The organism is Streptomyces sp. NBC_01549 (genome assembly GCF_026339955.1).
Lineage (GTDB): Bacteria > Actinomycetota > Actinomycetes > Streptomycetales > Streptomycetaceae > Streptomyces.
This window is the reverse complement of sequence record NZ_JAPEPW010000001.1, coordinates 160,454-185,233: the sequence shown is the minus strand read 5'-3', so window position 1 is coordinate 185,233 and position 24,780 is coordinate 160,454. Positions and strand designations below refer to the sequence as shown.

General features: G+C 70.7%; 18 protein-coding genes and 1 pseudogene. 12 read left to right on the top strand and 7 right to left on the bottom strand.

The genetic code is table 11. The features are described from left to right. Nucleotides 1-89: 89 nt before the first annotated feature. Complete coding sequence (locus tag OG819_RS00775) at nucleotides 90-596, bottom strand: hypothetical protein (RefSeq protein ID WP_266630185.1); 507 nt, start codon at nucleotides 594-596, stop codon at nucleotides 90-92. Between the two features lie 158 nt (nucleotides 597-754). Here OG819_RS00775 and OG819_RS00770 point away from each other — a divergent pair, with 158 nt between their 5' ends. The 6 genes and pseudogenes from OG819_RS00770 (at nucleotide 755) to OG819_RS00745 (ending at nucleotide 8,073) form a co-directional block, all read left to right on the top strand. Further along, the gene (locus tag OG819_RS00770) at nucleotides 755-3,457 is read left to right on the top strand and encodes a SpoIIE family protein phosphatase (protein ID WP_266647465.1); all 2,703 of its coding nucleotides are present in this window, start codon (nucleotides 755-757) and stop codon (nucleotides 3,455-3,457) included. Nucleotides 3,458-3,649: 192 nt separating this feature from the next. Continuing rightward, nucleotides 3,650-4,273 carry a DUF6230 family protein gene (locus OG819_RS00765; protein WP_266630189.1) on the top strand — a complete coding sequence of 208 codons (624 nt, stop codon included), beginning with the start codon at nucleotides 3,650-3,652 and terminating at the stop codon, nucleotides 4,271-4,273. Nucleotides 4,274-4,383: 110 nt separating this feature from the next. Then, nucleotides 4,384-4,749, top strand: a pseudogene (locus OG819_RS00760) (DUF6114 domain-containing protein); the annotation flags it as partial. A 28-nt stretch (nucleotides 4,750-4,777) separates the two neighbouring features. Next, entirely contained in the window at nucleotides 4,778-5,497 is a 720-nt protein-coding gene (locus OG819_RS00755) for a hypothetical protein (RefSeq protein WP_266647463.1), read from the top strand. A gap of 253 nt (nucleotides 5,498-5,750) precedes the next feature. Beyond that, nucleotides 5,751-6,635 (top strand): hypothetical protein, encoded by an 885-nt coding sequence (locus OG819_RS00750; RefSeq protein WP_266647461.1) that lies wholly within the window; start codon nucleotides 5,751-5,753, stop codon nucleotides 6,633-6,635. A 202-nt stretch (nucleotides 6,636-6,837) separates the two neighbouring features. Further along, nucleotides 6,838-8,073 (top strand): GNAT family N-acetyltransferase, encoded by a 1,236-nt coding sequence (locus OG819_RS00745; RefSeq protein WP_266647459.1) that lies wholly within the window; start codon nucleotides 6,838-6,840, stop codon nucleotides 8,071-8,073. A 22-nt stretch (nucleotides 8,074-8,095) separates the two neighbouring features. On the opposite strand, the gene OG819_RS00740 is transcribed toward OG819_RS00745, so the two are convergent. Next, nucleotides 8,096-9,034, bottom strand: coding sequence for a L,D-transpeptidase (locus OG819_RS00740; protein WP_266634783.1), 939 nt, complete (start codon nucleotides 9,032-9,034; stop codon nucleotides 8,096-8,098). 407 nt (nucleotides 9,035-9,441) lie between these two features. Here OG819_RS00740 and rsgA point away from each other — a divergent pair, with 407 nt between their 5' ends. Then, a complete protein-coding gene (rsgA, locus tag OG819_RS00735; RefSeq protein WP_266630195.1) occupies nucleotides 9,442-10,596 on the top strand; it encodes a ribosome small subunit-dependent GTPase A in 1,155 nt (384 codons plus the stop codon). A 301-nt stretch (nucleotides 10,597-10,897) separates the two neighbouring features. Then, nucleotides 10,898-12,265: a DNA-3-methyladenine glycosylase 2 family protein gene (locus OG819_RS00730; protein ID WP_266652512.1), complete on the top strand. Its 1,368-nt coding sequence runs from the start codon at nucleotides 10,898-10,900 to the stop codon at nucleotides 12,263-12,265. 51 nt (nucleotides 12,266-12,316) lie between these two features. Here OG819_RS00730 and OG819_RS00725 read toward each other — a convergent pair whose 3' ends face one another. Continuing rightward, nucleotides 12,317-12,685, bottom strand: coding sequence for a PPOX class F420-dependent oxidoreductase (locus OG819_RS00725; protein ID WP_266429302.1), 369 nt, complete (start codon nucleotides 12,683-12,685; stop codon nucleotides 12,317-12,319). A 204-nt stretch (nucleotides 12,686-12,889) separates the two neighbouring features. On the opposite strand from OG819_RS00725, the gene OG819_RS00720 reads away from it, so the two are divergent. Next, the gene (locus OG819_RS00720; RefSeq protein WP_266647457.1) at nucleotides 12,890-14,155 is read left to right on the top strand and encodes an SGNH/GDSL hydrolase family protein; all 1,266 of its coding nucleotides are present in this window, start codon (nucleotides 12,890-12,892) and stop codon (nucleotides 14,153-14,155) included. A 31-nt stretch (nucleotides 14,156-14,186) separates the two neighbouring features. On the opposite strand, the gene OG819_RS00715 is transcribed toward OG819_RS00720, so the two are convergent. The 3 genes from OG819_RS00715 to OG819_RS00705 form a co-directional block, all read right to left on the bottom strand. Next, entirely contained in the window at nucleotides 14,187-16,496 is a 2,310-nt protein-coding gene (locus OG819_RS00715) for a Tat pathway signal sequence domain protein (RefSeq protein ID WP_266647456.1), read from the bottom strand. A gap of 161 nt (nucleotides 16,497-16,657) precedes the next feature. Further along, entirely contained in the window at nucleotides 16,658-17,140 is a 483-nt protein-coding gene (locus tag OG819_RS00710) for a DUF456 domain-containing protein (protein ID WP_266647454.1), read from the bottom strand. 36 nt (nucleotides 17,141-17,176) lie between these two features. After that, nucleotides 17,177-18,157: a TrmB family transcriptional regulator gene (locus OG819_RS00705; RefSeq protein WP_266647452.1), complete on the bottom strand. Its 981-nt coding sequence runs from the start codon at nucleotides 18,155-18,157 to the stop codon at nucleotides 17,177-17,179. Between the two features lie 1,105 nt (nucleotides 18,158-19,262). On the opposite strand from OG819_RS00705, the gene OG819_RS00700 reads away from it, so the two are divergent. The 3 genes from OG819_RS00700 to OG819_RS00690 all read left to right on the top strand — a co-directional run bounded on the left by OG819_RS00700 (nucleotide 19,263) and on the right by OG819_RS00690 (nucleotide 23,407). Continuing rightward, on the top strand, nucleotides 19,263-20,636 hold the full coding sequence (locus OG819_RS00700; RefSeq protein ID WP_323139382.1) for a PP2C family serine/threonine-protein phosphatase: 1,374 nt from the start codon (nucleotides 19,263-19,265) through the stop codon (nucleotides 20,634-20,636). Nucleotides 20,637-20,719: 83 nt separating this feature from the next. After that, nucleotides 20,720-22,462 (top strand): pyruvate dehydrogenase, encoded by a 1,743-nt coding sequence (locus OG819_RS00695; protein ID WP_266647449.1) that lies wholly within the window; start codon nucleotides 20,720-20,722, stop codon nucleotides 22,460-22,462. 489 nt (nucleotides 22,463-22,951) lie between these two features. Then, a complete protein-coding gene (locus OG819_RS00690) occupies nucleotides 22,952-23,407 on the top strand; it encodes an ATP-binding protein (RefSeq protein WP_323137107.1) in 456 nt (151 codons plus the stop codon). 64 nt (nucleotides 23,408-23,471) lie between these two features. Here OG819_RS00690 and OG819_RS00685 read toward each other — a convergent pair whose 3' ends face one another. Further along, nucleotides 23,472-24,521 carry a DUF2637 domain-containing protein gene (locus tag OG819_RS00685; protein ID WP_266429280.1) on the bottom strand — a complete coding sequence of 350 codons (1,050 nt, stop codon included), beginning with the start codon at nucleotides 24,519-24,521 and terminating at the stop codon, nucleotides 23,472-23,474. Nucleotides 24,522-24,780 lie beyond the last annotated feature (259 nt).

Here is a 24,780-nt window from a genome sequence, read left to right as displayed (position 1 = left end):
CCTCATACTGGGCGTATTCGGGCGATCCGACAACGCGGCGAGGTGCCGTAGCTGTCGTCGTGCGCCCGCCGGGGATTACGGGACAGCCCTTAGGGAAACGCCACATCGTGCTCGCGTTCACACCCGTCGTGCTGGAGGTGCAGTCGACGGAGGTCCTGAAGGGCGGCGACGGGAAACGGGTGCTCGACCCACTGCGCCAGATAGCCGTCCTCACCGTGGAGCCGGAGCACTGATTGCGCGGCCTCCATGACGACGTGCCCGAGGAGGCCGCGGGTCTGTGTGGAGGTCCAGGAGGGTGTGCCTTCTCGGTCGGGCGCGTCGAGGCTCGTGGACATGTCGGGAAACCGGTAGATCGTGATGTCGACGTCCGAGCCCCTGCGGCGCAGGACCCACCTCACTTCGGCCGGTTCGAGGTCGAAGGAGAAGCGTTGGACGGCGAAGGTGCCGTAGAGACCCGCGACGCCATGGAGCAGGTCGGCCAGGGCATCGGTGCAGTAGCCGACGGTGTCCTGCCGCTCCGAAGAGCCGTCCGCGATGCGGCAGGTCGCCCAACCGGTGCCGCTCAGTTCCCAACCGAACCGGAGATCATTCGTCATCCCGCCCCTCGCGGTGATCGTCTCCGGAGACGGTACAGCGGAGAGATGCCACCGGTCGGGCTCGTGCCGCCGCCCTAGGCGGGTGGGCGCGTCCCCGGGCGATCACGGGTCACGGCTGGGCCGTGGCCGCTCGGGATCACCAGTGCTAGAAAGGTCACATGGCGAATCGTTTCGCCGCTTTTCGACGTCTTTCACTCAGGCCACTGGTCAGCAGGAGCCCGCGAAGTGTAGCCGGGCAGGTGTTCGTTCTTCAGGTGGCCCTGGTCGTGCTGCTCGTGGCCTGTGGTGTGTTGGCCCTCGCCCTGCAGTCGGAGCGGGACACCACCGCCGAGGCCAAGCGCCGCTCCGTGGCCACGGCGGAGACCTTCGCGCACTCTCCCGGGATCGTGGCGGCCCTGGAGAGCCCCGAACCGTCCAAGATTCTCCAGCCGCTCACCGAGGCGGCCCGCAAGGCCGCAGGCGTCGACTTCATCGTGGTCATGAACACCAAGGGCATCCGGTACACCCACCCCCTGCCGGGCCTGATCGGAAAACGGTTCGTGGGCACCATCGGGCCGTCGCTGGCGGGGAAGGTCTACATGGAAAGCGTCCACGGCCCGCTCGGCCAGGAGGTACAGGCCACCGTTCCCGTCAAGGACGCCGGGGGCAAGGTGGTGGGCCTGGTGTCGGCGGGGCTGAAGGTCAAGAACGTGACCAATCAGGTGTACCGGCAACTACCGATCATCCTGGGCGCCGGGGCCGGGGCGCTCGTGGTGGCCACCGGCGGGACGGCACTGATGAGCAGACGGCTGCGACGGCAGACCCACAGCCTGGCCCCGGACGAGATGACCCGCATGTACGACCACCATGACACGGTGCTGCACTCCGTGCGCGAAGGAGTGCTCATCATCGCCGGCGACGGGCGGCTGCTGCTGGCGAACGACGAGGCCAGACGGCTGCTGGATTTGCCGCCCGACGCCGAGGGACGACTGGTGTCGGAGCTGTCGAACCTCGACGCCGGGACGGTGGAGCTGCTCGTCTCCGGGCGTGAGGCCACCGACGAGGTGCACTTCTCCGGGGAGCGGCTGCTGGCCGTCAACCAGCGGCCCACGGGCCGCGACGGAGGCATCGAGGCAACGGTGGTGACGCTGCGCGACTCCACCGAGCTGCAGGCGGTCACCGGCAGGGCGGAGGTCGCACGGGAGCGGCTCAAGCTGCTGTACGACGCCGGACTCGGCGTCGGCACCACCCTGGACGTGCGGCGCACCGCCGACGAGCTGGCGCGGGTCGCCGTACCCCGCTTCGCCGACTTCGTCACCGTCGACCTGGCCGACGCCGTGCTGCACGGCGACGAGCCCGCCCCCACGGCGACCGGCATGCGACGCACCGCAGTGTTCGGCATCCGCAACGACCATCCGCTCTACGAAAAGGGCCGGCTGATCGACTTTCTGCCCTCCACGCCCCAGGCGCGCGGCTACGGCACCGGCCGTTCCGAACTGGTGACAGACCTGTCGACAGCCACGGGCTGGCACGCGCAGGACCCGGAGCGCACCAAGGCGATCATGGACTACGGCATCCACTCCCTCATCGCCGCGCCCATCCAGGCCCGCGGCGTCGTACTGGGCATGGCCAACTTCTGGCGCGACAAGCAGCACGAACCCTTCGACGAGGAGGAGCTGTCACTGGCGGAGGAACTGGTGGCCCGTGCCGCGGTCAGCATCGACAACGCCCGCCGCTACACCCGCGAGCACGCGCTGGCGGTCACCCTCCAGCGCAGCCTGCTGCCGCGGGCAATGCCCGAGCAGAGCGCCCTCGACGTCGGCTACCGCTACCTGCCCGCCCAGTCGGGCGTGAGCGGGGACTGGTTCGATGTGATTCCCCTGCCGGGCAGCCGGGTGGCGCTGGCCGTCGGCGACGTGGTCGGCCACGGGCTGCACGCCGCCGCCACGATGGGGCGGCTGCGGACCGCGGTGCACAACTTCGCCACCCTCGATCTGCCCCCCGACGAGCTGCTGAGCCATCTGGACGACCTGGTCGGCCGGATCGACCAGGACGAGCGGGACACGGATGGTGCCGCGGGCGTCGTGGGCGCCACCTGCCTGTACGCGATCTACGACCCCGTGACGCGCCGCTGCGTCATGGGACGTGCGGGGCACCTGGCGCCCGCGCTGGTCCACCCCGACGGAACCGTCACGTTCGTGGACGTGCCGACCGGGCCTCCCCTCGGCCTGGGCGGCCTGCCCTTCCAGACCGCCGAACTGGACATCGCGGAGGGCGCCCAGCTCGTCCTGTACACCGACGGCCTCATCGAGGACCGCAGACGCGACCTGGACGTGGGAATGGAGCTGCTGCGCGACGCGCTGGCGGGGCACCCCGACCGGTCGCCCGAGGAGAGCTGCCAGGCGGTACTGGACGAACTGCTGCCCGGGCGTCCCAAGGACGACGTCGCCCTGCTCATCGCCCGCACCCGGGGGCTGCCGTCCGACCGGATCGCCGACTGGGACGTGCCGCTCGACCCGGCCGCCGTGGCCGGGATGCGCGACACCGTGTCCCGGAAGCTCGACGAGTGGGGCCTGTCCGAGCTCGGCTTCAGCATGGAGCTCATCCTCAGCGAGCTCGTCACCAACGCGATCCGCTACGGTTCCGAGCCGATCCACGTACGGCTGATCCGCGACCGTACGCTCATCTGCGAGGTGTCCGACAGCAGCAGCACCTCACCGCATCTGCGCTACGCCGCGACCATGGACGAGGGAGGCCGGGGCCTGTTCCTGGTCTCGCAGATGGCCGAGCGCTGGGGCACCCGGTACACCCCCCAGGGCAAGGTGATCTGGGCCGAACAGGCCCTGCCACGAGTCACCGGCCGACCCGGCCCGGGAACGTAGCCGTCGGCTGAGTCTGCGACCCCGCGCCCCGCGTCATCCGGATGCCGTAACGCAAACCGCATCACCCATCTGGCCGACCTGGCGCGCCGTCGGCCACCCCGCCCGGAAGCCTAGGATCCGCCACTAGAGACAGGGACGTCGCCTACCCGTGTCTGACATCGGCGAGCCCACGTCGTGACCGGAGGAGACGGGATGCTGCACCGCGCCGGCAGGACCTCCTGGAAGCGCTTTGCCGCCGTTCTCGTCCCGAGTGTCATGGCCGCCGCGGCCCTCGGTATCGGCATGGCGCAAGGAGCGCTGGCCGCGTCGTTCCTCATCTCCGGCCAGAAGTTCCAGGTGGCCCTGGACACTCTGGACGTCCGTGGTCTGAGCATCTACGGCATGGTGGACGTGACCAGGAAGGGCGCCCTCGTACCGGTCGTGGTCACCGGCGCCAGCCGTGCGGAGATCAGCGGGCTGTGCCAGTCCGTGGTGGTCCCGATCCCGGTCCTGGGCCCGTACACACTGAGGGTCACCGGCGGCGAACGGCGCCGGGTCGAGGCGAAGAACTTGTTCCTCGACGCGACATCCCTGTCGAGCTCACAGGCGAATTTCGACGACCTCGACATCGGTGTGGCGGCGGGAGCGGTCAGCAAGGGCCCGATCAGTCGAGGGGACAGGAACTCCCGGTTCTTCGATCCCGACGGCTTTGCCCAGCAGGCGGATTCGGCCTCCCTGAGCGATGTGCACTTCACCACGGTCGCGGTCTCGGCCGCCACGTTCAACGTTCCGGACCTCGATGTGCGGCTCAGGCAAGGCCACCACGAGTGCTTCTGACCCATCGTTACGAAGCACGCACCCTTCGCCCCCGCTCGCCGCATACTCCCGCCCGCCGAACATCACGGAAAGCCCACGTGTTCTTCGAACTATTCGGCAGACGCCGGAACTTGCGTGCCGCCGCCACCGACGCCCGACGAGGATTCAGAACCTGGCGGAACGAACGGCCCTTCTGGGCAGGCCTTTTCACCTTCGCGGCGAGCTTGCCCATCATCTACTTTCCGTACGCGCACTTGAAGTTCGGCGCCATCCCCCTGGCGCTGTCGACCTCGGCCGGCGCGGGGTCGCTGATCATCGGGGTTCTGCTCGTGGCCCTGGCCATCTCCCTCTGGTTCCATCGGCAGGCGCGCGCATTCGCGGGGATCACGGTCATTCTGCTCGCCCTCATCTCGTTTCCCGTCGCCAATTTCGGGGGCCTCCTCATCGGATTGATCTCCGGCCTGATCGGCGGATCCCTGGCCTGTGCCTGGATTCCTCCGACGACCATTCCCGCGGGTGAGGACCATGGTGGCGAGTGACGACCTGACCGGTTGTGCGGCAGGCGGGCCGGAGTCCTGGCCCTGCCGTCCGAGCAGTGCGGTGAAGAGCCGCTTGACCGGCCAACTGCTGTGTCCTCTCGTCTGGGTGCCGGCAGTGGCCGCCCTGTCGTTGGCCCTGCAACACGCCACACCAGCGGCCTCGAAGACGCTGCTCGCCCCTGGCGGCATCCGCACGTCCAAGGCACCGGCAGGTGCCGGCACGCCGGTCGACCAACTGCCGGCCCGTCCGCCGAACGTCCCCTGGGTGCTGCGCGCCGACAGACTCGTACTCCGCGGCAGTACCTTCCGCGGTGTGGTCACCGTCCGGACCGCGGCCGGGTCCAAGCGGGTGCTGAAGTTCACCGCACGGTCGCTGGACTTCGGCGACCTCGACCTGACGGCGGGCCACGGCCGCGCGGCGGTGCGTCTGCGGGCCAAGCCCGCGACCACATCCACGGTCAAGGGCAAGGACGTGGTGACCCTGTACGCCCAGAAGCTGTCCGGCACGCTCGTCGGACTGGGCGACGCTCCGCTCCCGGCGGACCGCAGGGTCACCGTCACACCCGACGCGCTGCCCACGTGGCTCTCCCACCCCGCTGTTCCCACCCGCACCATCACCTTCGAGAACGTGACCGTTTCACAGGTCGCCCAGCTCAGCGGCGACATGTCCATCGTCGGGCCGGTCCTCAGCGTCGCGGCCGGGTGACCAGCGCGAATCCGCTGCCTTCGGACTGCGGCGGCGGCTTTCAGAGACCCCGCCCCATCTCGCATGCCCGGGACCCGCCCCATCTCCCACGCCCCGGACCGTATGCCCGACGAGATACTTCAAGATTTCCCGCTCAAATCCGCACTCGTGCCATGTAGTTGGACTGTCGCAATTTCGAGACCTTTGGAGGTATGTGACCATCCATCGACGGTGGGTAATCCTCGCTACCTCGGATCCGTGACCGGCGGGACACATGAACGACAACGGATACACGAGCCCGCCGGGATGGAGAGGCGGCGACGCCAACGCCGCCTATCTCGACAAGAACCTGAAGCACATCCCGGTGGAGACCTACCTCAACGACACGGTCCGCTGGCAGTTGCTGCTCCGGCTGATCGTCTCCGTCTTCCTCGCCTCGTTCCTGGCGTTCCTGCCGTTCTTCTTCTTCGGGCTCATCCTCCTTGCCGGAGGAAGTGCCAAGGGATTCGCCGCCATGATCGTGCTGGCGTACATCGCCTCGGGCATCGTCTGCTGGGTGTCTCTGCTCGGGATGCGCCTGGTCGAACCGATCGCCGAATGGCAGGTCCTGCTGGCGGACCGGAGCGGATCTCTCGACTCGGCGTACGTCTCCATCGCGGGTACGCTCGCACGTCGCTACATCCCCATCGGCCGCGCCGAACGAGTCATCGCCACCGGACTGGGCCGGGACCAGGTCCGCAGTCGCCTGGTGCTGACGGAGGGCAATTGCCAGGCCTACGTCTCGGTCTTCTCCTACGGTACGAGCCTCTACCTGGGGTGGCAGATGTGGCGCTCGCGCCGCGGGTACGCCCTGGTCGGCAGGTTCGTTGCGGACCTGATCGCGTCCATGCTGGGCCGCGTGAGTCCCGAGCGGATCATGATGCGCACCGAGGGCGTGCGGGCCATGCGGGAGGCGGTGCACGCGGCGTGCCGGGAGGGACTGGCCACGGCGGTGGACCAGGTCGTGGTGCCCATCACCTACGCCTTCCCGCAAGGACTACTGCCTCCGGTGCAGGCGGACTATACGAGGTCCGCGCCGACGCCGGGCTTCAACTCCACCGGCGCCTGGGGCCCGCCCGCGGGCGGCACGCAGGCGGGGGGTGCGCAACCTTGGACTTGAGGCGCCCCGGTTCGCCGGCTCGCTCCGCCACGTGCGGTACGAGCCGGCGGCCGGTCATGGAGGGCCCGGGAGGAAGTCGTGCGCGCAGGCCGGGAGTTCCGTGACCGGCCGCAATTCGCTTGACCTGGCCACGGGTCAACGCTGCACTGTGGCGGGACACCACGAGCCGTGGTGCCGGTATCCCGGGGAGGCAGCGGCAGTGATGGAGATCCGTCCTACGACCGACCAGGACCTTGACGTCTTCGTCGACACACTCCATGCCGCGTTCGGGCTCTTCCCGGACACCCCGGCCGAGGACGGCGGCGGGGTCTGGTGGGCGGCGTTCGAGATGGACCGCAACCTGCTCGCCGTCACGGCGGACGGACGGCCCGTCGGCACCGCCGGTGCGTACTCCTTCGAGCTCACCCTGCCCGGTGAGATCCTCACCCCGGTCAGCGGGGTGACCGCCGTCGGCGTCCTGCCCTCGCACCGACGCCAGGGCGTGCTCAGCGCGATGATGCGGCATCAGCTCGCGCAGCTGCGGGCCCGAGGGGAGTTCCTCTCCGTGCTGCTGGCTTCCGAGGCCCTGATCTACCGCAGGTTCGGCTACGGACCGGCGACCTATACACGGCGGCTGAAGATACCGCGCCACCAGGGCGCCCTCGCCGTCCCCCGGGCGTGCGGAACGGCCGACGCCCCGCAGACCGGCTCGGACACCGGCACCGTCGAGCTGCTACGGCGTGCCGACTGCGGCGAGATCATGGAAGAGGTCTACGACCGGTACCGCCGCGCACAGCCCGGCGCGCTGTCCCGGCCGCACCGCTGGTGGGCCTTGCGCGCGGGGCAGCCCCCGATCTCTCCGGCGCCGCGCCACGTCGCCGTCCACCGGGACGTCGACGGCGTCCCGGACGGGTACGCCGACTACTCGATCGGTGAGTCCCGGACCTTGACGGTCGACGAGACCATCGCCACCGGCGACTCCGCCCACACGGCCCTGGCCCGGTTCGTGCTGGGACACGACCTGGTCAATGAGGTCGTGTTCAAGCACGTCGCGCCCGACCACCCGCTGCGCTGGCAGCTCGCGGACTTCCGCGCCGCACAGGTGCACGACGACACCGACTGGCTCTGGGTGCGGCTGCTGGACGTCCCGCGTGCGCTGACCGCGCGCGGCTGGTTCATGGACGGCGAGCTCGTCCTCGACGTCGACGACCCGTTCCTCGGCGAGCACGGCCGTTACCTGCTGACCGTCCGGGACGGCAAGGCCGACTGCGTCCCGACGGACCGGGAGCCCGACCTGTCCCTGGACGTGAGCGACCTGGGCTCGGTCTACCTCGGCGGCACCGCACCGAGCACACTCGTACGTGCCGGACACATCCGGGCCCACCGCCCGGGTGCGGCCGCCCTCGCCGACGCCCTCTTCCGCGCCGAGCGCTCCCCGCACTGCCTGCACTGGTTCTGACCGGCGCCGCCACCGCGGCGCGTCACATCGTCGCGGTCGTCCCCTCCCCGGACGCGCTGCCCGCGAGCCACTGGTCCCATCCCAGGTTGAAGTCGGCGTAGCCGTTGTCGGCCGGGGCCTTGGCACGGGGCGAGCCGGTGATGGTGACGGGGTCGCCCTGCTTGACCTGGCCGTAGAACCACTTGGCGTCCGACATGGACAGGTGGACGCAGCCGTGCGAGCCGCGGGCGCTGCCGCTGCCCGGATTCGGGTCGCCGGTCGAGTAGTGCACGTACGTGCCGGACTGGGTCAGGTGGACGTCCCAGGGCAGCGTCAGGTCGTAGTAGTTGGGGCTGCCCTTTTCGCAGCTGATGCCAACGCTGCAGGAGGTCATGTGGACCTTCTCCTGCTTGTCGATGACGGCCATCGTGCCGTTCCACGTCGGATACTGGGCGCTGCCCGCGTTGATCGACAGGGTGCGCACCGCGCTGCCGTTTCGCGTCACCTTCATGGTGTGGCCGGTCACCGACACCTCTGCCCGCACGTCGTCACCGATCTTGAAGGTGTGCGTGTAGCTGTGCACGCCGTAGCGCCCGTTGCCGTTGCTGACACCGTTCATGTCGGCGTCGATCTTCACTGTCGTGCCGGAGGGCCAGTACGTCTTCGGGCGCCAGTCGGCGCGCTTGTCGCCGAACCAGTGCCAGGCGCCGGCCACCGGCTGCGAGGCGCTGACCTTCATGTGCTTCTCCACCGTGGCCCGTGCCTTGGCCGCCACCGGGTTGGTGAAGACCACCGAGATCGGCATGGCCACGCCGACCGTGGTTCCCGTCTGTGGGGTGATCGTGTCCAGCAGCATCGGCGGGCCCGCGGGCTTCGTCGGTGACGGAGAGGCGCTCGCACTCGGCTTTCCCGACGCCTTCGCGTCGTCCCCGCTCGCCTTGTCACTGTTGCCCCCGCCGCAGGCACTCGCGCCCACCAGCATCACACCTGTGAGGAGTGCGATCCCTATGCTGCCCTTGCGCCGTCCCACGACCTGCCCCGCTCTCTCGCCCCTCGGCCCTGATGGGCCCGACTCCCTGTCAGACAGCGACGGGGTGGCCCACAGTTGCACGCGTCGCGTAAAGCGTGTCTCAAGACTCGGTGCGCGGTAATTCGATGGCGACGCGGCCCGTGTGCCTCTAGGGTTGGTTGTGTTCGAGCGGCGACCAGGGGTTGCCGCGGGTGACTTGACTTGGCTTGGCTCGGGAGGTGTGACCGATGGCTGTCTTTGAGATGGGCGCTGCCCGCATCCGGAAGTTCATCAAGTCCACCTCCGTGGCCTCCGGCTGACCTCTCTTTTCCCGCGCCAGTGAGCGCGGCGCCGGGGCCACCCTTGTGAAGGGTCACCCCTTGTCTTTCTCTTCCTTTCGGCTTCCTCCTGCGCATCCTCTCGCCCTGTACGGCTGGGATGGGGAATGGGAGGCCGAGTTCGCCCCCTACGCGGCGCAGGGGCTCCTGCCCGGCCGTGTCGTACGTGTCGACCGCGGGCAGTGCGATGTCGTCACTCCGGCCGGCGTCATCCGTGCCGATACCGAGTTTGTCGTGCCCCGTGACCCGATGAAGGTCGTGTGTACGGGTGACTGGGTCGCCGTCGACCCCGAAGGTGACGATCCGCGGTATGTGAGGACGTTGCTGCCCCGGCGTACCGCCTTCGTGCGGTCGACCTCGTCGAAGCGTTCCGAGGGCCAGGTGCTGGCCACCAACATCGATTACATCGTCATCTGTGTGTCGCTCGCGCTTGAACTCGACCTCGGGCGGATCGAGCGGTTCCTCGCGCTCGCGATGTCCAGTTCGACCGGTGAGGCACTGCTGCACACGTCGGGACTCTCCTGGGAGTCCGGCGCGCAGCCCCTGGTCGTCCTCACCAAGGCCGACCTCGTGCCGGACGCGGCGACGCTCGGGCACCTCGTCCAGGACGTCGAGAGGGCGGCCCCCGGGGTGTCGGTGCTGCCGGTCAGTTCCAGCGCCGGGGAAGGCCTGGACGTACTCGCGGCGGTGTTGTCGGGTGGCACGTCCGTCCTCCTCGGGCAGTCCGGCGCGGGCAAGTCGACCCTCGCCAACGTCCTGGTCGGCGAGGACGTGATGGACGTACGGGCCGCGCGTGACGTGGACGGCAAGGGCCGCCACACCACGACGACCCGCAACCTTCTCGTTCTCCCCGGCGGGGGCGTTCTCATCGACACGCCCGGACTGCGCGGGGTCGGTCTCTGGGACGCCGAGACCGGCGTCGGGCAGGTCTTCTCCGAGATCGAGGAACTCGCCGCCGACTGTCGCTTCCACGACTGCGCGCACGTCGCGGAGCCCGGCTGCGCGGTTCTCGCCGCCGTCGACTCCGGTGCCCTTCCCGAACGCCGCCTCGACAGCTACCGCAAGCTGCTGCGGGAGAACCAGCGGATCGTCGCCAAGACGGATGCGCGGGCGCGGGCGGAGATCCGGCGGGAATGGAAGCGGAAGGGCGCGGAGGGGAGGGCGGCGATGGACGCCAAACGGGGTCGTTGGCACTGAGCCTGCGCGGAAACGGGGTCGTTGGCACTGAGCCTGCGCGGAAACGGGGTCGTTGGCACTGAGCCTGCGCGGAAACGGGGTCGTTGGCACAGAGCCTGCGCCGACGGGGTCCGGGGCTGCGCCCCGGGCCCCCGGGCGGGTTCTTCGGCTGCGGGTGGGTGGGGGCTGGTCGCGCAGTTCCTCGCGCCCCTGCACCGGGGCTGCGCCCCGGATCCCGGCTCGTCCGGTTTCGTTCGGGTTCAGTGTCGTGTCTGAAAGCCGCCAGTCGTGGGGTGCGCGGCGGCGCAGACTGGTAGGTGTGATTGACGCGGAGACCAGGTATGAGGCGGTGCGGAGCAGGGACGCCCGGTTTGACGGGGAGTTCTTCTTCGCGGTGGAGACGACCGGGATCTACTGCCGGCCCAGCTGCCCGGCGGTGACGCCGAAGCGGCAGAACGTGCGGTTCTACACGACGGCCGCCGCGGCGCAGAGCTCGGGCTTCCGGGCCTGCCGCAGATGCCGACCGGACGCCGTACCCGGCTCCGCGGAGTGGAATGTCCGGGCCGACGTCGTAGGACGCGCCATGCGACTCATCGGGGACGGCGTGGTCGACCGGGAGGGGGTCGGAGGGCTCGCCGTACGGCTCGGGTACAGCGCCCGCCAGGTGCAGCGGCAGCTCACCGCGGAGGTCGGCGCGGGCCCCGTCGCCCTCGCCCGCGCCCAGCGCGCCCACACCGCCCGCGTCCTGCTCCAGACCACCGGCCTGCCGATCACGGAGATCGCCTTCGCGGCCGGGTTCGCCAGCGTCCGGCAGTTCAACGACACGATCCGCGCGGTGTACGCCTCGACACCGAGCGAACTGCGCGCGGCCGCCGTACCGAGGGGCGCGACCGGAGCCCGGCGCGCCGTCACCCCCACCGCCGGGATCCCGCTGCGTCTCGCCCATCGAGGCCCGTACCGGTCCACCGCCGTCTTCGACCTGCTCGCCCGCGAGGCGGTCCCGGGGGTGGAGGACATCGGCGGCGCCCCCGGCCGCCGTACGTACCGCCGCACCCTGCGCCTCCCCTACGGCACCGGAATCGTCGCGGTGGACGAACGCTCGCGCGGCTGGCTCGACGCGCGGCTCCACCTCACCGACCTGCGCGACCTCACCACCGCCGTCCAACGCCTGCGCCGGCTGTTCGACCTCGACGCCGATCCGTACGCCGTCGACGAGCGGCTGGGCGCCGATCCCCGGCTGGCCCCGCTGGTCGCCGCGCGCCCCGGCCTGCGGTCACCCGGTGCCGCCGATCCGGACGAGCTCGCCGTGCGCGCGCTGGTGGGGCGGGCGGAGGCCGAGCGGCTGGTGCGGCGGTACGGGAAGGCGCTGGACGCCCCGAGCGGCACGCTCACCCATGTGTTCCCGGAGCCGGCGGTCCTCGCGGAGGCCGAGCCGGACGGTCCCCTCGGCACGCTCACCGCCGCCCTCGCCGACGGCACCCTGCGGCTGGACGCGGGCGCGGAGCGCGATGAGGCGCAGGAGGCGCTGCTGGCGTTGCCGGGACTGGACGGCCGCACCGCCGCCGTCATCCGTACGCGTGCCCTCGGCGACCCCGATGTGGCGCCCCCAGGGGTGGATGTGCCGGACGCGTGGCGCCCGTGGCGGTCGTACGCCGTTCAACACCTCATGGTGGCGGGGGAGTTGGAGTGAAGCCCCGGCGGTCATGGTCGGTGACCCTGCCGAACGCCGTCGGGGCTCCGGTCAGTCCTCCAGGCCCCAGCTGTGGATGCGCCGGGGATGGATACGGATCAGCTCCTGACTGAAGTGCGGCCCCAATTCGTGCGGGCCGGTGAGGAGTTCTGCCTCGCCGCGGATGTCGATGCCGCGCACCTTCCACGGCTGGTGGCTGACGATGTCGTCGACGACGAGCGCCACCTTCGGGTTCTTCCGCAGATTGCGCCACTTCTTCGTGGTGCCCATCGCGTAACCGCCGATCAGGATCGTCCCGTCGTCCTGCGGGAAGAAGCCGACGGGGTTCGCCTGCGGCTGCCCGTGGGCGTCGACGGTGGCCAGCCGTCCCAGCCGCTGTGTGGTGAGGTACGTGCGCTCCGCCTCGCTGAATCCGGTCATGGCAACAGCCAAACACGCCCGCGCACCGACCGCATCGGGTCCTGGTCCTAGGTCTCCTGTCCCGAGGTGGATGTCGAACGGGGGATGCCGAACGGCCGAAGCGGTCGCGATCTGCGGTCCTACGAATGATTGTTGCGGGTGAGTCGAGGCGGCCAACGGTGTGACCTTTCGTTGACCGGCCCAAGGGCAGGGAAGCGATCCCGCATGACCCGGATGACCCGCATGGCCCGCGTGATCAAGGCTCGTCATCTCTTCACCGCCCTGGTGACCGTTCTGGCGCTCGTCCCGCCGGCCGCGAGCGCCGATGCGGGGTCCACCTTCCTCACCGGCCACGGCCACGACGGCGGGGCCCAGTGGACAGGCACCTGGGAGACCGCCCCCTCCGGAACCGCCCCCGTCCTGCCCGGCGCCTCGATCCGCAACGTCGTGCACACCAGCGTCGGCGGCAGCGCCGCCCGTGTCCGCGTCTCCAACCGGCTCGGCACCGCACCCCTCCAACTCGACGGCGTCACGGTCGCGTTGCAGGAATGGGGCAGACCCACGAGCCCGAACGCCGCCCCGGGGTCGCTGCGCGTCGCCACGTTCGCCGGCCGCCGATCCGTGACGATCCCGGTGGGGCAGGACATGGTCAGTGACCCCGTCGACCTCCTGATCCCCGCCGACGCCAACCTCCTGGTCTCCGTCCACACTCCGGCCGACTCGGGCCTGGCGACCTACCACCGCTCCGCGTTCCAGGCCAACTTCCTTTCCCGGCAGGGGGACCGGACCGCCGACGAGCCCGGCACCGCGTACACCGTCACCCTCGGCAACTGGTACTACGTGACCGGTGTCGACGTACTCGACGCCCCCGCCGCGGGCAGCGTGGTCGCGTTCGGGGACTCCCTCACCGACGGCACCGGCTCGACGTCCAGCGCCAACCGCCGCTGGCCCGACCTGCTCGCCGCGCGTCTTCGCACGCTCCCCGCGCACCTTCGGCTCGGTGTCCTCAACGCGGGGATCTCCGGAAACCGCCTCCTGCTGGAGGCCGGCGGCGGCCCGAGCGCCCTGGCCCGCCTCGACGCCGACGCGCTCTCCCGCGCCGGGGTGCGCACGATGATCGTGCTGGAGGGCATCAACGACATCAAGGGCACGCCCGAGCAGAGGGATCCGCTCGCCATCGAGGACGTGTACCGCCGGATCGTGGCGCGCGCCCACGCCCGCGGGATCCGGGTCGTCGGCGCCACGATCACCCCGTACGGCGGATATGGCGCCTATACGGAGTCCCGCGAGGCGGTCCGGCTGACGGTCAACGCCTTCATTCGCAACGGCGCTCTCTTCGACGCGGTCGTGGACTTCGACGCCGTCGTCCGCGACCCTGCCGACCCGCACCGCATCCGCCCCGCCTACGACCCCGGCGACCACCTCCACTTCAACGACACGGGGATGCAGGCGCTGGCCGACGGCATCGACCTGGGCACGCTCCTCGGCTAGGGCCTGTCCGTCAGGATCCGCCGGACAGGCTCTAGGCGGGCAGACCCCACCGGGGAGCGTCCGCGTTCGGCCGTACCGGCGCGATGGTCAGGTCCGGGCGCTCGCCCCTCGCCGTGATCAGAACCGACTCGTCTTTGCGCAGGGCGACTTGGATCGTCCCGTCGCTGACGGCCCGGTACCACAGCGGCCGGCCCCGCCCGTCCCGTACGTCGATCGCGCCCGCGATGCCGTGCCGTACGACGCAGGGCGCGCCCGCCTCGCTGACCAGCCGCACCCAGCGGGTCACCCCGCCCCTGCGCACCGCGCTGAGCAGAAAGGCGCCCTGGGTGCGGAAATCGTGGACCGTCAGGTCCGCCCAGGCCGCGGGCAGGGCGGGGAAGACCCTGACGATGCCGCCCCAGGACTGGCAGACCATGTCGTGCAGGGACTGGGCGGCCGACAGCGGGGTCTCGATGACCGGGCCCGACTCCTTGTACATGGTGTTGGGCTGGATGAAGCGGGTCATGAGCTGGCCGAGGTACCTGAGGGCGTCCTCGCCCTTGCCGAGCAGTGCGGACATCGACGCGGCGCCCGTGAAGGTGTAGCCCTGAAGGGCGCCCTCGAAGCCCACCCAGTGCGCCAACGACTTCTCGATCAGGGCGAGTTCGTCGGGCGTGCGGCCGGTCAGCTCGTACAGCGGGTACACCGCGAGCAGATGCGAGTAGTGCCGGTGCGACTTCGCGAAGGGGATGTCCGCGCCGATCATGAAGCCGTTGGCGTCGGTCGGGTACGGCACCCGCTGGGCCAGCACCTCGCGCCAGCGCGGCGCCAACGCGTCCTTGATGCCGAGGAGTTCGGCCGACTCCAGCAGGGTGCGGCAGCCCCAGGTCAGCAGCATCAGGTCGTAGTTGCAGTCGCGCGAGTTGCCGCCGTACTCGGGGGAGAAGGTGGCGGGCAGGTGCAACTTGCCGTCCGTGCCCGGCTCCAGGAAGTGCAGGTAGTAGTTGATCGCCTTGCGCAGCAGGGGGAAGAGGACGTCTCGCAGGATCGACTCGTCCATGGTGTGGCGGTAGCTGAGCCAGACGTTGTGCAGGGCCCAGGTGAGGTTGCCGACCTCGGGAGTGGGCGGGTCCTGGCCGGGGATGCCGACGCCGTAACCGGTGAGGGTGCCCGCCGCGCCGTTGACGAGCTGCGGGTCCGTGGTGCGCGGGATGCCGAGCGAGTCGGCGCGGTAGCGGTCCGACACCTCCTTCGACAGGTTGCCCCGGAACTCGCTCAACGCCCTGGTCACGGCGTCGAGTTCGAGGTGGTTCGAGCCGTGGATCAGCCAGTACTCCAGCTGGACGTTCAGGTTCCACCAGGTGTTGGGCCAGGGTGTGGACTCCAGCCAGGGGCCGCTGGTCGCCATCACGGGCGCGTCCCGACGGGCCGCCGACGCCGTCTTGTAGAGCTGGATCCAGTAGAAGCGCTGGATCCGTGCGTCGGGGAGGGAGAGGAAGCTCTTGCGGTAGTAGGCGTGCCACCAGGCGCGATGGGTTCCCGCCAGCCGGTCGTACGGCAGTGCCGACGCCCCGCGTACGGTGGTGAGTGCCCGGCCGAGCGCCGTGGACTTCGGGTACGAGTGTGCGACATGCACGTACAGGCATCGTGTTCCGCCCCGCGTCCGCTCCCGCCACGCGGTCACGTGCTGTCCGCCCGACAGCAGGGGCTGTACGGCGGTGGAGACGCCGTCGTGTTCGGCGACCTCGGCGGGCGGGTTGCCCTGGTAGCCGTCCGGGAGGGGCTTGAAGTCGGCGCGCGGGCTGATCGCGTCCGCCGGGTGGAAGACCCAGCGGAAGTCGCGCTCGCCCTCGCTGGGCGTCACCTCGACGGCGAGGACCGAGCGGGAGTTGTGCACCAGGGCGCGGAGCGTGAGCGTGCCCTTGTCGGTGGTGAGCGTGCCGGTCAGCTCGGCGTCGCGCAGCCCGAGCCGCCAGTCCAGGCCCGTGATCGCGCCCACCGGCTCCAGCGTGAACCAGCCGATGGGCAGGCGGGCGAGGCCGAAGAGGGAGCCGAACTCGGGGCGGTGGTCCTGCACCTCCGAGTGCTGGACGTTGAAGCGCACCGCCTCGGTCTCCGCGCCCGGTTCGGCGTAGATACCGGAGCCGAGGAAGCCGTTGCCGAGGTACGGGCCCTCGTACCAGGTCTTCGGCATCCGCTGCCAGACGAGATCGGCGTCGTCGAGGACGGTGCGCCAGGGGTCGGAGTCGGAGGTGTCGGCGTGATCGGCCGCCCGGGCCTGGGCGGGCATGCCTCCGGCGAGCAGGGCGCCGCCGACGGCGGATCCGGTGGCGAGGACGGTTCGTCTGGACGGGCTGGGCATGCGGGTGCCTCCAGGCGGCTCGGGCGACTGCACTTCAGGCGATTCATCGGAGCTATCTCGCGATGCAACGTAGAGAATTGGACTTCAGCTCGTCAATATGAAGGGAGAGATCCGATGTGTTGGTTCGGTTGACGGTGCTCGTCCCGTTCCTTCGGGAACGCTCAGCCCCAGATCACCGCGGCCAGCCATCCGGCCGTGATCAGCAGGCAGGCGAACAGCTCCGTCAGCACGTTCCAGCCGCCCGAGCGCATGACCGCCCCCACCGCCGCCTTCGCCGGACCGTGTCCGCCCTGCCGCGGCCGCTCGTAGAGGTAGATCCCGGCGAGAAAGCCCGCGATCGCGCCGACCACCGGCAGCAGAAGGAAACCGAGCAGCGCCCCGCCCCCGGCGTACACGCGCATTCGGGGAGTGGCGCCGGCCTCCCGGAGCCGTCGGGGAGGCAGCGCCCAGCGGACCGCCTGGGCCAGCAGCAGGACCAGGGTCACGCCCACCAGGACGCCCCAGGTGAGGGCCCGTGGGTCGGACAGGGCCCACCACAGGACCGCGGCCCAGACGAGCCACGATCCCGGCACGCCGGGCACCAGTACTCCGCACAGGCCGAGCACGACCACCAGGCCGACCAGCAGGAGTTCCCACGCTCCCATCTGCCCAGGGTGACTGAGCGGGGGCGGAAGCGCAGGTCAGTCGCGGGCCACCCAGCCCTTCTCGTAGGAGTGCCAGCCCAGCTGGAGCCGGGTCGTGACACCCGTCAGCTCCATCAGCCGCTTCACCCGGCGCTGTACGGTCCTGAGGCCCAGGTCGAGCTGTTTGGCCACGCTGGCGTCGGTCAGCCCGGCCAGCAGCAGGGAGAGGATCTCCAGGTCGGTGACGTCGGGGCCGTCCGGCTCCTGCTCCATGACGCCCCGGCTGTCGAGCCGCAGCGGCAGCGCGTCCCGCCACACCGACTCGAACAGGCCCGACAGCAGCTCCAGCAGCCCGCTCGCGTGCACGACGAGAGCGGCGGGCTCCGCGGTGTGCGAGGTGAGCGGCACCATCGCGAGCGTCCGGTCGGCGATCACCAGCTTGGTCGGCACCTTGTCCACGACCCGCACCTGTTCGTCGCGGCTGAGCGCGGCGGACAGCTCCGTGAGGCCGGTGGGCTGGTCGAGGACGGCGCGCTCGAGCACCACGCGGTAGCCGACGCCCCGCTCCGCGGCGTTCTCCTCCGCGTCGTTGTCCGTCCCGGAGACCACCATCGGGTTCCCGGTGACCAACGCGCAGACCTCTGCGGTCGCGCCTAGCTGGAGCTGCAGGAACCGCTGGGTGACCGCCGCCGCGCCGATCACCACCTCGACCAGGTCGTGCACGGCGGGTTCGGTGGCCTGGGCGCGGTACTCCTCGGCGAGCAGGGCGGCCGCCAGTTCCGCCTTCTCCAGCTCGTGCCGCTGCTGGGTGAGCAGTGCGCCGAGGGCGACCCCGGGCGGCGCCGCGACCCAGCGTCCCGGGCGGCCCGAGGACTGGGCCGCGAGACCGTGCCGCTCCAGTCGGCGCAGGGCGCGCTCGGTGGCGTGCTCGCCGAGCGTGAGCCGCCGTGCGAGATCGGGCACGTCGGCGGCGCCCACGGACACCAGCGCCCGGTATGCCGACTCGTGCGTCTCGTCCAGACCTATCGCTCCCAGCATGCGGCGATGCCCTCCCCAAGTTCCATGCCGACCGCGGCCTGGCGGAAATCGGCCACGGCGCAAACCCGCCTCGGTACATCATCGCCGCGGCACCCGTAACTCTGCCAAGCTCACGCCATCGCGGCAGTGAACGCCGCCCGTAATGCCGGACTCGGGTCGGATCGACCTGCACGGACACGGGCGGAGTGATCTTGGGAGTGGCACCTTGGGGAGCGCGACAGCGCGCGTCACAGGGGAACCTCAGGGAAGGGGACCACACTCAGGACGCCGCCGGGCGGTTCTCCCGTGGGGGGTGGGATCGTCCGGCGGCTTGTGACCCGGCGTCCGACACTTCTTCAACCCTTCGCACTCATGCGGCCGTTCGACAGTCCACCCGACACGCCGTTCGACTATCAGTCCCGTGGCCGGTTTTTCCGGATGCCCCGTTTTCATCCGGCTCTCGCGGTGGACAATTAGGGGCATGAGCCAGCAGGGGGAGAGGCCCACCGGTCACGAGGACGACTGGTGGGGGCAGCTGTACGACGACTCCACCGGGGACACGGGGCCCACGCCCGTGGCCGATTCCCTCGACGACCGCTTCGCGTCGGCCGCGGGGACGGTGGGATCGGGGTCCGCGCCCCGGGCCGCGCCGGACGAACGCGAGATCCCGCCCGGGTCGGACGGGCCTCCCGCGGTGCCCGAGCAACGGGGCGGCGGCTTCTCCGGCCACCGGCCCGGCGCCACGCCGCGCGGCGACGCCCTGGGCCGGCGCCTCGCCCGCTGGGACCAGCCGGACCGTATGCCCCCGGCCGACCCACCGGACCGCACGCCACCGGCCGCCCCATCGGACCGCTTTCTCGACCCGATGTGGACCGGGGAGGACCTGGACCCCTCGGGGCGTGGGGAGGACTCCGGCCCGTCGCCGGCTGATGCGGAGCCCGGCCCTTGGTGGAGTGACAAGCCCCCGGGCCTCTCACCGAGTGGCGAGACCGCGGGCCCTGCCCGGAGCGACGAGGCTGCGCGGTCCTCGTGGAGCGAGGCGGATCCGGGTTCCGCGTGGAGCGACACGGAACCGGATTCCGCGTGGAGTGACGCGGCAGAGGGGCCCTCGCGGAGTGACGCGGGTATGGGCTTCGCTCGGGGTGGTGAGGGTCCGGGGTCGGCGCCGGGATCGTGGGAGCGCGGGAAGGGTCCCGGGGGGAGCCCCGACGCGGTGGGTGGCGGGTTCGGGCGGCAGCCCGCTCCGTGGGACCCTCCGCCCGCCGAACCGTCGGCCCCCGCGAGCTTCCCGCCGGGGCCGACGCCGCCCGGTTTCCATGCCGAGTCGCTCCGCGGCCGTACGCCCAAGGAGTCGCCCGACGCGGCGGTGTCGACGACGATGTCGGCCGACGTGCCCCCGCGGCCCAGCGTGGCGCCGCGCCCCACCGCGCCCCCGGACCCTGCCCCGCCCGGCGCAGCCGCCCCCGTGGACGCCGTCCCCGACCGTCCCGCCCCGCCGCCGCCCGAGCCGGTCCTCACCGTCCCTCACGAGCCACCCCCCGTCGACTACGTCGGATCGGGCCCGCCCACCTACGACGCCGAGCCCACCGCCCTCCCGCCCGCCGACCCGGACGACCTGGACGGCCTGGTCGCCGACACCGTCCTGGACGGGGCGCGCTACGGAACCAGCACGCTGCGCGCGGCCTCCGTGCGCGGCGACTCCGCGCGCTTCAGGGGCGAGCCCCGCCGCGACTCCCTGCTCACCGCCCGCTTCGGAGCGGGCGAGCACGCGCTGGTGCTGGTGGCGATGGCGACCGGCGCCCGGGCCACCCCCGGCGCGCACCGGGCGGCCGCCGAGGCGTGCCACTGGATCGGGCGGGCCGTGGGCCGCAGCCACGTACGGCTGGCCGAGGACATAAGGGCGGCTCGTCGCGGCGACCTGAAGTCGGGCCTGCACCGGCTCACCGACCGCAGCCTCGGCAAGCTGCGCGCGAGCGCCGCCGAACAGGGCATCGAGCCCGAGGAGTACACCGCCGGCCTGCGCTGCCTGCTGCTCGCCGCGGATCCCGAGTGCCGTACGCGCGTCTTCTTCGGAGTCGGGGCGGGCGGCCTGTTCCGGCTGCGGGACGGCGAGTGGCAGGACATCGAGCCGCGGGTCGCCGAGACCACCGGCGAGGCCGTGGTCGGCTTCGGATCGCTGCCGCACGAGACGCCCGAGGGCGACCGGCTCACCATGGACCTGGGCATCACGACACCCCCGAGCCCGTACGAGCCGGCCCCCGAACCGCCCCGCGAACCCTTCCGGTTCCGCGCCTCCGTCGCCCGACCGGGTGACACATTGCTGCTGTGTACCGGCGGCCTCGCGGAGCCCCTGCGCGGGGAGCCGCAGTTCTGCGAGCACCTGACGGAACGGTGGTCGGCGGGCGAGCCGCCCGGTCTCGCCGCGTTCCTCGCCGACACCCAGGTACGGGTCAAGGGGTACGCCGACGACCGGACCGTCGCGGCCGTTTGGGAGGCGTAACGGCGCACCGTGTGAATTCATGGACCCAAGGGACGAACCAAGGGACCCGCGGGATCCATGGATCACAAAGGGGTGCGTGCAGCATGGCCAAGCAGAACGTCGCCGAGCAGTTCGTCGACATCCTCGTCCGCGCGGGCGTCAAGCGCCTGTACGGCGTCGTCGGCGACAGTCTCAATCCGGTGGTGGACGCGATCCGGCGCAACGCGGCGATCGACTGGATCCACGTCCGGCACGAGGAGACGGCTGCCTTCGCCGCGGGCGCCGAGGCCCAGATCACCGGCAAGCTCGCCGCCTGCGCAGGCTCCTGCGGCCCGGGCAACCTCCACCTCATCAACGGTCTGTACGACGCGCACCGCTCCATGGCGCCGGTCCTCGCCCTCGCCTCGCACATCCCCTCCAGCGAGATCGGCCTCGGCTACTTCCAGGAGACCCACCCGGACCAGCTCTTCCGCGAGTGCAGTCACTACAACGAGATGATCTCCAACCCGAAGCAGATGCCGAGGCTGCTGCAGACCGCCATCCAGCACGCGGTGGGCCAGTCGGGCGTCAGCGTCGTCTCCCTCCCCGGTGACATCGCCTCCGAGCCCGCCCCGGACAAGGCTCTCGAGACCGCCCTCGTCACCTCCCGGCCCACCGTCCGCCCCGGCGACACCGAGATCGACAAGCTCGTCGCGCTGATCGACGAGGCCGACAAGATCACGCTCTTCTGCGGCAGCGGCACGGCGGGCGCGCACGCCGAGGTCATGGAGTTCGCGGAGAAGGTCAAGTCGCCGGTCGGACACGCGCTGCGGGGCAAGGAGTGGATCCAGTACGACAACCCGTACGACGTCGGGATGAGCGGTCTGCTCGGCTACGGCGCCGCCTACGAGGCCACCCACGAGTGCGACCTGCTGATCCTGCTCGGCACCGACTTCCCGTACAGCGCCTTCCTCCCGGACGACGTCAAGATCGCTCAGGTCGACGTCCGGCCCGAGCGCCTGGGGCGCCGCTCCAAGCTGGACCTGGCGGTGTGGGGGGATGTGAAGGAGACCCTGCGCTGCCTGACGCCCCGGGTGAAGCCCAAGGGGAACCGCCGCTTCCTCGACAAGATGCTGAAGAAGCACGCGGACACGCTCGAGGGTGTCATCAAGGCGTACACGCGCAAGGTCGAGAAGCACGTTCCGGTCCACCCCGAGTACGTGGCCTCCGTCCTCGACGAACTCGCCGACGAGGACGCGGTGTTCACGGTCGACACCGGGATGTGCAATGTGTGGGCGGCCCGCTACATCTCGCCCAACGGCCGTCGCCGGGTCATCGGTTCGTTCTCGCACGGTTCGATGGCGAACGCGCTGCCGATGGCGATCGGCGCCCAGTTCACCGACCGGGACCGGCAGGTCGTCTCGATGTCCGGAGACGGCGGATTCTCCATGCTGATGGGCGACTTCCTCACCCTCGTCCAGTACGACCTGCCCGTGAAGGTCGTCCTCTTCAACAACTCCTCCCTGAGCATGGTCGAGTTGGAGATGCTGGTCGCCGGGCTGCCGTCGTACGGGACCACGAACAAGAACCCCGACTTCGCGGCGGTCGCGCGGGCGTGCGGGGCGTACGGCGTGCGCGTCGAGAAGCCCAAGGAGCTCGCCGGCGCGCTGAAGGCCGCCTTCAAGCACAAGGGCCCGGCCCTCGTCGACATCGTCACCGACCCCAACGCGCTGTCCATCCCGCCGAAGATCAGCGCGGAGATGGTGACCGGGTTCGCCCTGTCGGCGTCGAAGATGGTCCTGGACGGGGGCGTCGGCCGGATGGTGCAGATGGCCCGCTCCAACCTGCGCAACGTGCCGCGTCCTTGACCGACTCCTCGTCGAGTACGGCCATAGCCGCAGCCGAGAGTCGGTAGACGGACCGAGCGCTCGCGGTCAGCACGTCGACCGGGAGGGGGAGGCGCCGGGTGGTGCGGGCCCGCCGGGTGCACCGTCGTTGTGCGCGGGGGCCGCACCGGCTCGCCTCCCCCTCGCGGACCTGGGGAAGGGGCGGCGCCCGGCCGTACCGTGCGCCTCAAGCAGGCGTTGAACAGGGCAGACAGGGCTTTCCACGGGACGGGGCACCGTCGCGCGAGCCGCCCCGGAGAGTCCTGGCGTGCGGGCTGCGTCGCCCCATGGGCCACCGTTGCGACGCGACGCCGTGCTTCCGCTCGGGAATGGCTGGTGGTTGACCATTCGAGATGACTGCCGCGTCGCCGATGGGGCATGGATTCCCGTGAACATGTTCGATCAGGAGGGGAACCCGACATCGGCATGCAGGCGGGGGTCATGAAGAGGCAGGTACGAGGGGGCGGTCCCGTGGCCATCGGGGCCTCCTCGGCACAGGCAGTGGAGGAAGAAGCGACCGACGACGCACGGGGCCAGCCGGCCGCCGCACAGCTCAGGCGGCGTCTGGCCAGGGCTGATCTGCGAGCGGTGCCAGAGGCCCGCAGAGCGCTGAGGGAACTCTTACGGCACTGGGGGAAACCGGAGAAGTCCGAGATAGCCGAGTTGCTGACCAGCGAACTCGTCACGAACGCCCTCATCCACACCGACCATGACGCGGTCTTGACGGCCACCGTCGGACCCCGCGGACTCCGCGTGGAGGTACGGGACTTCGTGGGACGCAGGCCCAGGCTGCGGGTACCGATCGCCGACGACGGTACGCACGGCAGAGGCCTCGTCCTCGTCCAGTCCCTCGCGGACGCCTGGGGGGTACGCCCCCACGGCGTGGGCAAGTCGGTGTGGTTCGAACTGGACGGCGGCGCGGTGTAGTCACCGCGCCGCCGTAATTCCTGTCCGGGGTCCGGCCGTTCAACGGCCGGACCACCCCGGTGTCTCAGCCGAACTGCTGCTCCAGGTCCTTGAGCTTGCGCTCCAGGGAGTCGAGCCGCGGCAGGGCCATCGTGTCGTCCTCCGCGGTGAGATCGACGGTGATCGGGTCACCACTCTTGCGGACGGGCTGAAGGGAGGGCCGTGAGCGTACGGGCAGCTCCGGCGCTATGGCAGGCTCCGCGGTGGCCTGCGCGGGAGCACGCTCCACGGTCGTCTCCAGCTGCTGCCGGCCACCACCACCGCCACCACGGCCGGGCAGGCCCCGGTGACCGCGGCTGAGCGCCTTGAGGTGCGCCCGCTCGACCCGCTCCTCGTTGCGCCGGCGCAGGCGGTTCTGCTCCTTCTGGCGCTTGTCCTCGCGGACCTCCTCCACCGCCTCGTCCAGCGTGCGGACGTTCTCCAGGAGCATCAGCGACCAGGCGCTGTAGGTCTCACGGGGCGCGCGCAGCCAGCGGACGATACGGATCTGCGGCAGCGGACGCGGGACCAGGCCCTGCTCACGCAGCGCGGCACGGCGGGTCTGCTTCAGCGCCCGGTCGAACAGCACGGCGGCCGACAGGGACATGCCCGCGAAGAACTGGGGAGCGCCCGAGTGGTCCACACCCCGGGGCGCGTGCACCCAGTTGAACCAGGCGGCGGCACCGGCGAAGGTCCATACGAGTATCCGGGAGCCGAGCGCCGCGTCACCGTGGCTGGCCTCGCGCACGGCGAGGACGGAGCAGAACATGGCCGCGCCGTCCAGACCGAACGGGACGAGGTACTCCCAGCCGTCGGTGAGTCCGAGGTTCTGCTGGCCGAAGCCGACGAGGCCGTGGAACGAGAGCGCCGCGGCGACCGCGGCGCAGCAGAACAGCAGCACATAGGAGGCCGTGCCGTAGACGGCTTCCTTACGCCTGCGACGCTCCTCGCTGCGCTCCCACGAGTCGTCGCTGTTGCTGCTCGCGTTCTCCCCGGACCGCTTGCTGCGCGCGAGCACCGCCACCGCCGCCAGCAGTCCCAGGAGCAAAACGGCGCCCGGAAGGAGCCAGTTCAGCGATATGTCGGTCAATCTCATCTGGGGTCCCTTGCATTGGGATAGGGCGTAACGCCCGCCATATTGGCCCACGCCCGTCGCCCCTCAGGGGGTTTCGGGGCAAGAGGCCGCCAAGGGAGTGCAAGGGGATGCGCAGGGCGACATTCTGCTCGAACTGCCGCGCGAGGGACGGGAGTTGAGTGCGAATAAGATTACCCGTACGGATGGTTCTACGGAAAGTTCCTGCGACAAGTGAGGAAGTTGTGAAGTGCCCGCCATCTGTCGGGCACCCGTCGGGGGT

Coding starts and splice junctions, on each gene's coding strand:
- OG819_RS00775 (WP_266630185.1), bottom strand. CDS start 596: ATGACGAATGATCTCCGGTTCGGTTGGGAACTGAGCGGCACCGGTTGG.
- OG819_RS00770 (WP_266647465.1), top strand. CDS start 755: ATGGCGAATCGTTTCGCCGCTTTTCGACGTCTTTCACTCAGGCCACTG.
- OG819_RS00765 (WP_266630189.1), top strand. CDS start 3,650: ATGCTGCACCGCGCCGGCAGGACCTCCTGGAAGCGCTTTGCCGCCGTT.
- OG819_RS00755 (WP_266647463.1), top strand. CDS start 4,778: ATGGTGGCGAGTGACGACCTGACCGGTTGTGCGGCAGGCGGGCCGGAG.
- OG819_RS00750 (WP_266647461.1), top strand. CDS start 5,751: ATGAACGACAACGGATACACGAGCCCGCCGGGATGGAGAGGCGGCGAC.
- OG819_RS00745 (WP_266647459.1), top strand. CDS start 6,838: ATGGAGATCCGTCCTACGACCGACCAGGACCTTGACGTCTTCGTCGAC.
- OG819_RS00740 (WP_266634783.1), bottom strand. CDS start 9,034: ATGCTGGTGGGCGCGAGTGCCTGCGGCGGGGGCAACAGTGACAAGGCG.
- OG819_RS00725 (WP_266429302.1), bottom strand. CDS start 12,685: ATGACCGGATTCAGCGAGGCGGAGCGCACGTACCTCACCACACAGCGG.
- OG819_RS00720 (WP_266647457.1), top strand. CDS start 12,890: ATGACCCGGATGACCCGCATGGCCCGCGTGATCAAGGCTCGTCATCTC.
- OG819_RS00715 (WP_266647456.1), bottom strand. CDS start 16,496: ATGCCCAGCCCGTCCAGACGAACCGTCCTCGCCACCGGATCCGCCGTC.
- OG819_RS00710 (WP_266647454.1), bottom strand. CDS start 17,140: ATGGGAGCGTGGGAACTCCTGCTGGTCGGCCTGGTGGTCGTGCTCGGC.
- OG819_RS00705 (WP_266647452.1), bottom strand. CDS start 18,157: ATGCTGGGAGCGATAGGTCTGGACGAGACGCACGAGTCGGCATACCGG.
- OG819_RS00700 (WP_323139382.1), top strand. CDS start 19,263: ATGGGCTTCGCTCGGGGTGGTGAGGGTCCGGGGTCGGCGCCGGGATCG.
- OG819_RS00695 (WP_266647449.1), top strand. CDS start 20,720: ATGGCCAAGCAGAACGTCGCCGAGCAGTTCGTCGACATCCTCGTCCGC.
- OG819_RS00685 (WP_266429280.1), bottom strand. CDS start 24,521: ATGAGATTGACCGACATATCGCTGAACTGGCTCCTTCCGGGCGCCGTT.